This is a genomic window from Dichelobacter nodosus (genome assembly GCF_001263335.1).
Classification (GTDB): domain Bacteria; phylum Pseudomonadota; class Gammaproteobacteria; order Cardiobacteriales; family Cardiobacteriaceae; genus Dichelobacter; species Dichelobacter nodosus.
The window spans coordinates 26712-34793 of the sequence record NZ_LGVW01000016.1 but is presented as its reverse complement, the minus strand read 5'-3'; the positions used below and the strand labels follow the sequence as shown (position 1 = coordinate 34793).

9 protein-coding genes and 1 pseudogene are annotated in these 8082 nt (G+C 39.0%); 8 read left to right on the top strand and 2 right to left on the bottom strand.

All coding sequences use genetic code 11. The annotated features are described in order from the left end of the window. Positions 1–306: 306 nt before the first annotated feature. A pseudogene (locus AKG33_RS07175) lies at positions 307–423 on the bottom strand (transposase); the annotation flags it as partial. Positions 424–433: 10 nt separating this feature from the next. Between AKG33_RS07175 and AKG33_RS03665 the strand changes: the two are divergent. Next, on the top strand, positions 434–1561 hold the full coding sequence (locus tag AKG33_RS03665) for an RNA-guided endonuclease TnpB family protein (RefSeq protein WP_050707973.1): 1128 nt from the start codon (positions 434–436) through the stop codon (positions 1559–1561). 97 nt (positions 1562–1658) lie between these two features. Here AKG33_RS03665 and AKG33_RS03660 read toward each other — a convergent pair whose 3' ends face one another. Then, complete coding sequence (locus AKG33_RS03660; protein ID WP_050707972.1) at positions 1659–2306, bottom strand: LexA family protein; 648 nt, start codon at positions 2304–2306, stop codon at positions 1659–1661. Between the two features lie 144 nt (positions 2307–2450). On the opposite strand from AKG33_RS03660, the gene AKG33_RS03655 reads away from it, so the two are divergent. The 7 genes from AKG33_RS03655 to AKG33_RS07370 all read left to right on the top strand — a co-directional run bounded on the left by AKG33_RS03655 (position 2451) and on the right by AKG33_RS07370 (position 8070). Next, positions 2451–3032 (top strand): lytic transglycosylase domain-containing protein, encoded by a 582-nt coding sequence (locus AKG33_RS03655; protein WP_050707971.1) that lies wholly within the window; start codon positions 2451–2453, stop codon positions 3030–3032. A 15-nt stretch (positions 3033–3047) separates the two neighbouring features. Next, positions 3048–3365: a TrbC/VirB2 family protein gene (locus AKG33_RS03650; protein WP_050707970.1), complete on the top strand. Its 318-nt coding sequence runs from the start codon at positions 3048–3050 to the stop codon at positions 3363–3365. Beyond that, complete coding sequence (locus tag AKG33_RS03645) at positions 3366–3710, top strand: VirB3 family type IV secretion system protein (RefSeq protein WP_050707969.1); 345 nt, start codon at positions 3366–3368, stop codon at positions 3708–3710. It begins immediately after the preceding gene. Continuing rightward, on the top strand, positions 3703–6093 hold the full coding sequence (locus tag AKG33_RS03640) for a VirB4 family type IV secretion/conjugal transfer ATPase (protein ID WP_050707968.1): 2391 nt from the start codon (positions 3703–3705) through the stop codon (positions 6091–6093). The genes AKG33_RS03645 and AKG33_RS03640 overlap by 8 nt, the downstream gene beginning before the upstream one ends. Positions 6094–6095: 2 nt before the next feature. Then, positions 6096–6809 carry a type IV secretion system protein gene (locus AKG33_RS03635; protein WP_050707967.1) on the top strand — a complete coding sequence of 238 codons (714 nt, stop codon included), beginning with the start codon at positions 6096–6098 and terminating at the stop codon, positions 6807–6809. A gap of 92 nt (positions 6810–6901) precedes the next feature. After that, the gene (locus AKG33_RS03630) at positions 6902–7906 is read left to right on the top strand and encodes a type IV secretion system protein (RefSeq protein WP_161802463.1); all 1005 of its coding nucleotides are present in this window, start codon (positions 6902–6904) and stop codon (positions 7904–7906) included. Between the two features lie 2 nt (positions 7907–7908). Further along, positions 7909–8070: a hypothetical protein gene (locus tag AKG33_RS07370; RefSeq protein WP_161802462.1), complete on the top strand. Its 162-nt coding sequence runs from the start codon at positions 7909–7911 to the stop codon at positions 8068–8070. Positions 8071–8082 lie beyond the last annotated feature (12 nt).

The window sequence follows — 8082 nt, the reverse complement described above, 5'->3', positions numbered from 1 at the left end:
TAGGCAATGATGAAAAATCATTTTGCAAAAAGCTTGACCGCTTAAAAGAAGAAATTACCAAAGAATATATTAAAAGAAGTAATGAAGAAACGCTCAAAAAATTCGGTAAATAACATCAATTAAATTAAACAGTCCTCATTTCGAGGGCTGTTTAATTTTATGATTTGATAAGAATTGCTAACCAGAAAATGCAACACTTCAGCCCATTCTTGAGTAGCCAAAAGTAAATAGTTCCGTTTTATATCGCGCTTAAATTGGCCTAATATTAGGGTACATATCAAGCAGTAAATGCACATGGTCGCCTTATCCGTTGAACTCTAACAGCTCAACTTCCCATTTTTGGCAAAGGTCGGTTACGATTTCTTTTAGCCTATCGAGCATAATTGAGGTAAAGCATTTTCTGCGGTATTTTGTGACTAACACTTAACAAGCCATGCTCAAAGCCTACAAATACAGAATTTATCCAAACAGCGAACAAGCCTTGCTAATCGAAAAGCATTTTGGCTGTAGTCGGTTTGTGTTCAACTGGGCGTTGGCATTGCAAAAACGCTACTATGCCATGTTTGGCAAGTCGTTATCTCGTACCCAAATCCAAAGTCAGTTAGTTAAGAAAAAGAAAACAGGCAAGTTTGCATGGCTAAACGAAGTCAATAGCCAATCGTTACTTAATGCCTTGCTAAATGTCTATACCGCCTTTACCAATTTCTTCAAAGGTCGTACCAAGTTTCCACGGTTCAAATCTAAAAAAATCCTAGGGCGTAGCTACCAATGCCCCCAACATTGTACCGTAAGCTTTGAACAAGGCATTATCAATCTACCCAAAATCAAAGGCATTAAAACCGTATTTAGCCGTGAATTTGTTGGCAATATCAAAACGGTTACGATTAGCAAAACCGCTACAGGCAAATACTATGCAAGCGTATTGATTGAAAACTCCGATATATTGCCAACACCAACCACCGTTGAGCCAAATTTGACTGTGGGTATTGATTTAGGTATCAATCACTTACTCAATCTATCAGACGGTAGCAAGTTTGATAATCCAAAGTATTTAGCCAACGCCAGTAAACGACTGGCGGTACAGCAAAAAATCTTTGCTCGCAAACAAAAACAAAGTAAAAACTATCAAAAACAAAAATTAGCCGTTGCTCGTATTCACGAAAAAGTACGACAGCAACGCCCAGACTTACACCACAAAATCACGCATAACCTTATCTGTGAAAACCAAGCGACAAGCTATGCACTTGAAGATTTAGCGGTGAAAAACATGGTAAAAAATCGAAAACTTGCCAAAGCAATTAATGATGTAGGTTGGGGGCAATTTGTTACCTTACTTACTTACAAAGCAACTTGGTATGGTAAAAACATTCTAAAAGTAAATCGGTTCTTTGCCAGTAGTAAAATTTGTTCGCATTGTCATTACAAGCTAGATAATTTGCCATTATCTGTGAGAAATTGGACGTGTCCTAGCTGTCAAACACACCATGACCGTGATACCAATGCTGCAAGCAATATACGTCAACAGGCGTTAGCTGATGTAGCAGGGCTTGCTACTGTGTAAAGAGTTCCCCCATGCCGATACTATTCAGCGATAGTGGCATGGCAAAAGGTAGTAACTTAGGTTGCTATGGGTCGCAAAGATTCCCCCACCATAACTGCTAGGTTTGGTGGTGGGAGTATGTCAATCTACGAATTGAGTAAGAAAAAATTCCAATAACTTCGAACGGTTCCACAATATTTTCATATCGATTGTTCAGCAGAGAAAGGTATTCTTTCCCGATTTGATTTATATACTTAGCGAATATACCATTATCGTTATTAACTATTGCAAAAACTAAATCCCCATTTTTAGGGGATTTTCTTTGCTCATCAAAAACAATAATTTCTCCCTGAAAAAAGGATCGTCCGACCGCTGAAAGCATACTGTCATCTTGCAAAACAATAGCAAATCCATTCTTAAGGCTAAACATTGCAGGAATCCAATCATCAACGGGTACACTTTCTTTGCAATGTACCCTGCTGACTACGCTTTTTGGTGATAACACGGGCACCATAATCGCTTCATCTGATCGAGTTCCAAATAAAAGATAATCTACTGATACATCAAGATCATTGGCAAGCATAACAAGACTTTCTAATTTCGGATAACCCTTATCTAAGGCGAACCAGTCATTTGGTGTTTGTTTACTGACTTCATATTTAAGAGACAGATCTCTAAAAAAACCATGTTTTTTTGGATTTATCCCCTTCTTTTTAAATGACTCACTCAAGCGAAGAATAAATCCTTCTTTATCTAGTTTATTCATTTTTCATACTACATATCGACTATGACCGTATTTTAGGACATTCCACGAAAATCCCAAAAAAGAACTACAAAATCAACTTGACACGACAATTTAAAATTGTATATTTCGGCACTAAATCCAATCTAAAATTTACTTTTAAGAAACATGTTTGAATTACTTGCCTGTCCAATTGTTGTTCCACCAGAACACATGAGTGCGATCGTACGCACAGAAAGTCAAGCAAACCCGTTTGCTGTCGGCGTTGTCGGGCATAACTTATCGCGCCAACCCACTTCTCAAAATGAAGCTAAAAAACTAGTTGCGCAATTAGCAAAAGACAAAATGAATTATTCGGTGGGTGTTGCACAAGTTAATCAAGTTAATTTTTCAAATTATGGTTTAAATATCAACAACATGTTTGAACTCTGCACAAACTTAAACGTTGGCAGCAGAATCCTAAAGTCATGTTATGAACGGTACAAAAGTTGGGAGAAAGCCTACAGCTGTTATTACGCCGGTAATGATCAAACCGGTTTTCATCACGGCTATGTCAATAATGTTTTAAAAAATATGACATTACCAATCCTAAAAAATCTGAATCTACCGACAACACAGCGTTCAAATGATACGCCAATCCGACTAATTCCTCATCAAAATCAAAAAGAAGGAGGTCAATTCATTCAAGAAACAAAACCAACATTACGCCAACGGCGATTGAGTTCGCCCTTATCTGTTTTAACCGATTAATGACAAGGAAAATCTATGTTTTATATGAAAAAAATTCAATATTCAATCTATGAAAACCGTTATTTCTGGCTTTGCATGTTATTCATTACTCTGTTGCTAATTGCAGATCCAGCACATGCGCAGGAATGGGCACAAAAAACGAGAGGTATTGCTGACAGCATCGTTGGCGGTTTAAGAATACTTTGTTATCCGATCGCGCTAGGCGCTGGGATTTGGATCGTAATCCAGATCTGGACGGGCTCAAAAAGATTGCAAGATATGATGAACTGGATCATTGCTGCTGCATTGCTCATTGCTTTGCCAGATTTAGTCAAACTCATTCCTAATGCATAAATGAGTGAAAAGCTGACTGCGCCGCTGTTCCGCGGCGCTACGCGTCCGCCGATGATGTTTGGCGTGCCTACGGAAGTTTTAGTGAAAGTCATTGCACCGTTTTTACTGCTTGCTTTCATGATTTATCCGTTTTGCAAACTGTGGACGCTACTGTTAGCAATTCCCGTTGTGTTTATCACAATGATAATGCGCGATTTAACGAAACGCGATGATCAGTATCTAAGCATGTTATTTATCGAATTGCGGCAATCTTCATTATTAATTCGTAACGCTATCGGGACAGGAATTCATAGCGTCAAAGTCATTCCACCACGTGCGATAAAACAGGAGAGCGTCAATGAGTAAACCTTTGCGCGCCATCAGTGACTATATTCCTTATTCATCTTTGATTACGCCTGAAATCATTAAAATTCAAGGCGGATCGTACATGATGAATTTTCGATTGAAAGGCATCAATTACATCGGACAAGCGCAAGAAATCATCGATGCACGAGTCATTCAAATCAACAATTTTATTGGGCAATTACGCGCACCGTATCGCTACAACCTATACCTACAAACACACTGTATCCGCGCGGGCAGCGGCGCATCATTACCTTCAGCTTTTGCTACTGATAGTTTTGCCGCCGCATTTAATCACGCTTATGAGCAAAAAATTATTTATGAACAACCGATTATCGCTACTGATTATTATATCAGTGTAATTTACCGACCGTACGTACGTATCGGTGGCTTTTCAGCATTTAAATCTACGCGTGCAGAAATTATAGCGCTGGCAAAACAAGCTGAAGAAACCCTCAATAACATCAAAGAAGCAGTACTTAGCTATTTTGATGACTATGACATTGAACTCTTAAGTTGTTACGAAAAAGACGGCGTACTGTTTAGCGAACAACTCCGTTTTCTCAATTATTTATGTAATTTAAATCAAAATGCGGTGCCCGTGCAACGCGCACAAATTAGTGAATATTTACCAACGGCAACGATCAGCATCGGCAATAACGAATATATCAAAATCGAAAATAATGGCATCACGCGCTACGGCGTCATCATGACTTTTGCAGAATATCCGGAAGAAACCAGCACAGGCATGTTACAAAAATTTTTAGAGATGCCGTGGCAGATGACAGTAACGCAAACGTTTGCGCCGATTGATAAAGCCGAAGCGCGAGATTGGCTAACACGTGAGTATAACCGCTTGCAAAATACCGATTCTGGTAGTGAAACTGACTTAAAAGATTTATATGAAGCTAATCAAGCAGTATCTGCTGATCAATTTTTACTCGGCGATTTCTATTGGTCAGTGATGTTAATTGATGATTCGCCCGAAAAACTCAAAAGAAAACTTTCTGAAGCCGATGCGATTTTATCAAGTGCTGGATTTCGTGCGAGTGTCAACAAAATTGCTAAAGTTGACAGTTATTTTGCGCAAATACCTGCAAACATTGCCTTACAACCCCGCAAAGCAAAACTTAGTTCGGCAAATTGCGCACAGATGATGCCGTTTCAAAAACAAAATCACGGAAAACGCCTTGGCAACGCATGGGGTGCAGCTGTCGCTATGCTGCGAACTCACAATGAAGAAGTGTATTACTTCAATTTTCATGATCCAGAAAAAGGCGATTCAACCGGCAAAGATATTGCGGGTAATACTTTCATTTCAGGTGCAACCGGTACGGGTAAAACTGTATTAGTTTCATTTTTACTAGCTCAATCACAACGTTATGCTCACCCACCTAAAATTGTGATGTTTGATAAAGATTTGGGATCATCTGTTTTTGTGCGGGCAATGGGCGGTAAATACAGTCAGATCAAATTAGGTGAGCCCACTGGATTTAATCCTTTTCATTTAAAAAATACGGCAACGAATCGCACTTTTATCGCTCAACTAATCAAATCAATGTTGCATAGCGATCAAAACCCGATTACAGCTGAACAAGATACACAGATCGAATCTGCAATCATGCAAGTGATGTCATCGTCTGATCAGTCACTCATGGATATTGAAGCATTTGCAAATCTCTTGCCCTCCGGCGATGACTCAATTCAATCGCGACTCAAAAAATGGACATGCGGGCAATACGCATGGGTCTTTAATAATCGTGAAGATAATTTCAGTACCAATGAGCACATTTTAGGCATTGATTACACGCAATTTTTAGATAATGAAGAAATCAGAACACCGATTCTGATGTATCTCTTTCATCGCATTCAAGAAATGCTTGACGGTACTCCGTTGATTATTACGTTAGATGAAGCATGGAAACCGTTAAAAGATCCGATGTTTCAAGCGTATTTAGAAGATAAACAACGCACGATTCGTAAAGAGCGCGGTTTGCTGGTTTTTGCTTCGCAATCACCTGCCGATGCTTATCTCGGCTTATCGCATGCTTTTCTCGAACAAATCGCTACTCACATCTTTTTACCTAATCCTCGAGCCACGCGCGATGTCTATGTTGAACACCTCGGTTTAGAAGAGGAAGAGTTTGAGTTAATTAAGAATTTAGGTAAACACTCGCGTGAGTTTTTAGTCAAACATCAAGCAGCAACAGCACATTGCAAATTGTCTTTATCCGGCATTAAAGAAGTAGAAGTGATGAGTGGATCGGCGAGTAAATCAGCATTAGCAGATTCATTGATTCAAGAATATGGCGACGACTGGTTAAATCAATACTACGTCGCATTAGCAAACAAAAAAGACCAAATTATCAATCAAATAGGAAATTAATCATGAGTAAGTACTTAAAAACGGGCGTTTTATCTCTAGCTTTGGTCATAAATCACAGTTTTGCGGGCGGTATTCCCACAATTGACGCTTCGGCTATTGCTCAAGACGCGGCAAATCATGTGGCGCATATGGCAGAAATTGCTAAACAATTGTTGGAAGCCAAAGCACAGCTCGAGCAGATGAAAGCTAATGTTAAAGCGTTAACAGGTAGCAAAGGCTTTAGCGAACTTTTACGCATGGGCGGTGTTGATCCTGCGCTAACACAAACCTTTGATGACTTATTGAAAGGCAATACATCGGGGCTAACTGCTAAAGCAAAATCTTATTTTGATAGTCTGCCCACGTCATGTGCTGATGCGAAAAACAAATCGATGTGTGAACAAGTCAGTTTAAGTGCCATTGCTCAGATTGATTATGCTGAGAAATTAAATAATCAATTGATGAGCAAAATGAACACGATCACTCACTTAAGTGAACGTGCTAAACAAGCAAAAGATATGAAATCTATGTCTGAATTACAAACGCAAATTGCGTTAGAGACGAATAGTTTGTCTGTACTTAAACTGCAAGCAGATAATTTTGAAAAATTGCAAAAAGCACAAGCGCGCATCTTTGCAGAACAAAAACGTGAACGAGAAATAGAGAATCGATGGAAAATCATCAATGCGCCGAAAAAAGATCCAGAGCTCATCGATGTTAAAAAATTGTTCAAATAAATATGTTCACTATATTTGTTGATACAGAAAAGCAGATCTTGGAGTTAATACAGTTTTTCGTATCAACTCCGATTTCTATTTTTTCCGGCGGCGTGAGCATCTTAGCAGCTTCATTTGTCAGTGTTTGGTTTACTTACCGCGTAATTTTAATTCTATCCGGAGTCGTTGGCGATCCGGTTATGCCTTTGCTCAAAGATTTTTTCATCAAAATCATCATTATTTTATTGGTCGTTGGTCACGGAAATTATGTTGCGATGGTCAGCAATACACTAGATGAAACCAATCGAGGTATTGTTAAAGATGTATTGAGAGAAAATTTCTCGATATTTTCTAAATTAGATAGCAGCTTTAATGAACTTTCTTTATCGTTTGAGATATTGCAAAACGCCAAAAAAGATAAACAAAATAATGTTGAATTAGTCAAGCAACACGGTGAAAAGTCTGCATTTCGATTTGTTGCGATCGCGATGGCATACGTTGATGATGCTGTCACAAACGCTTCAAATACGGTTGACATCAAAAATAATATTTTCGAGCCAATTATTAATTTCATCAAACTGACAGTGATTGCGATCGGATTTTTCATATTAAGTCTTTCGGTATTTATCACTGTCATGATGAACCAAGTTTTTTTCAAGCTCTGTCTGGGCGTCGGACCGCTTTTCGTCTTTTTTGCTGCTTTTGAAAAGCTGCGGGGGTGGTTTTCATCATGGCTCAATATGACTTTGGGCTATTGTTTTTCTTATCCGTTGATTGCTATCACTGTTTCGGCGCTCATGGAGATTTTTAACAAAATCATAGAAACAAACGAAAGCAAAGAATATGTGACGTGGTCTTCTGTTTTTTCTGTTTTTATTTTGTGCTACGTCTTTGCAATCATCATTCAACGTGTTGGCGATATTGCTAGCGGTTTATTCGGTGCGGGAAATATCGCTGATGGTACTTCAGCTGCCCTTGCGGCTATGGGTTACAAGACTGGACAGCTTGCGGGTTCAACAGTAGCGGGTTCTGCAACAAAAGCAATGAACGTGGGAAAACGCGCGGGAAAACACATGATCGATGGATTCTTAAAACGAACTTCAATTGAGAATGGTTAAACATGAAGTCACATTATTTTTTACTGCTACTCATCAGTTTACTCACTGCCTGTTCGGCACATAAAACTTACGAAAGTACGGTTTTTCCGGAGGGCGATTGGCGCCCGATTAATCCCGAGCATTTCACGATTAAAGAAGCAAAAAAAATTCAAGATACGCAATAAACGAGCTGAAAA

Coding starts and splice junctions, on each gene's coding strand:
- AKG33_RS07370 (WP_161802462.1), top strand. CDS start 7,909: ATGAAGTCACATTATTTTTTACTGCTACTCATCAGTTTACTCACTGCC.
- AKG33_RS03655 (WP_050707971.1), top strand. CDS start 2,451: ATGTTTGAATTACTTGCCTGTCCAATTGTTGTTCCACCAGAACACATG.
- AKG33_RS03650 (WP_050707970.1), top strand. CDS start 3,048: ATGTTTTATATGAAAAAAATTCAATATTCAATCTATGAAAACCGTTAT.
- AKG33_RS03665 (WP_050707973.1), top strand. CDS start 434: ATGCTCAAAGCCTACAAATACAGAATTTATCCAAACAGCGAACAAGCC.
- AKG33_RS03640 (WP_050707968.1), top strand. CDS start 3,703: ATGAGTAAACCTTTGCGCGCCATCAGTGACTATATTCCTTATTCATCT.
- AKG33_RS03645 (WP_050707969.1), top strand. CDS start 3,366: ATGAGTGAAAAGCTGACTGCGCCGCTGTTCCGCGGCGCTACGCGTCCG.
- AKG33_RS03635 (WP_050707967.1), top strand. CDS start 6,096: ATGAGTAAGTACTTAAAAACGGGCGTTTTATCTCTAGCTTTGGTCATA.
- AKG33_RS03660 (WP_050707972.1), bottom strand. CDS start 2,306: ATGAATAAACTAGATAAAGAAGGATTTATTCTTCGCTTGAGTGAGTCA.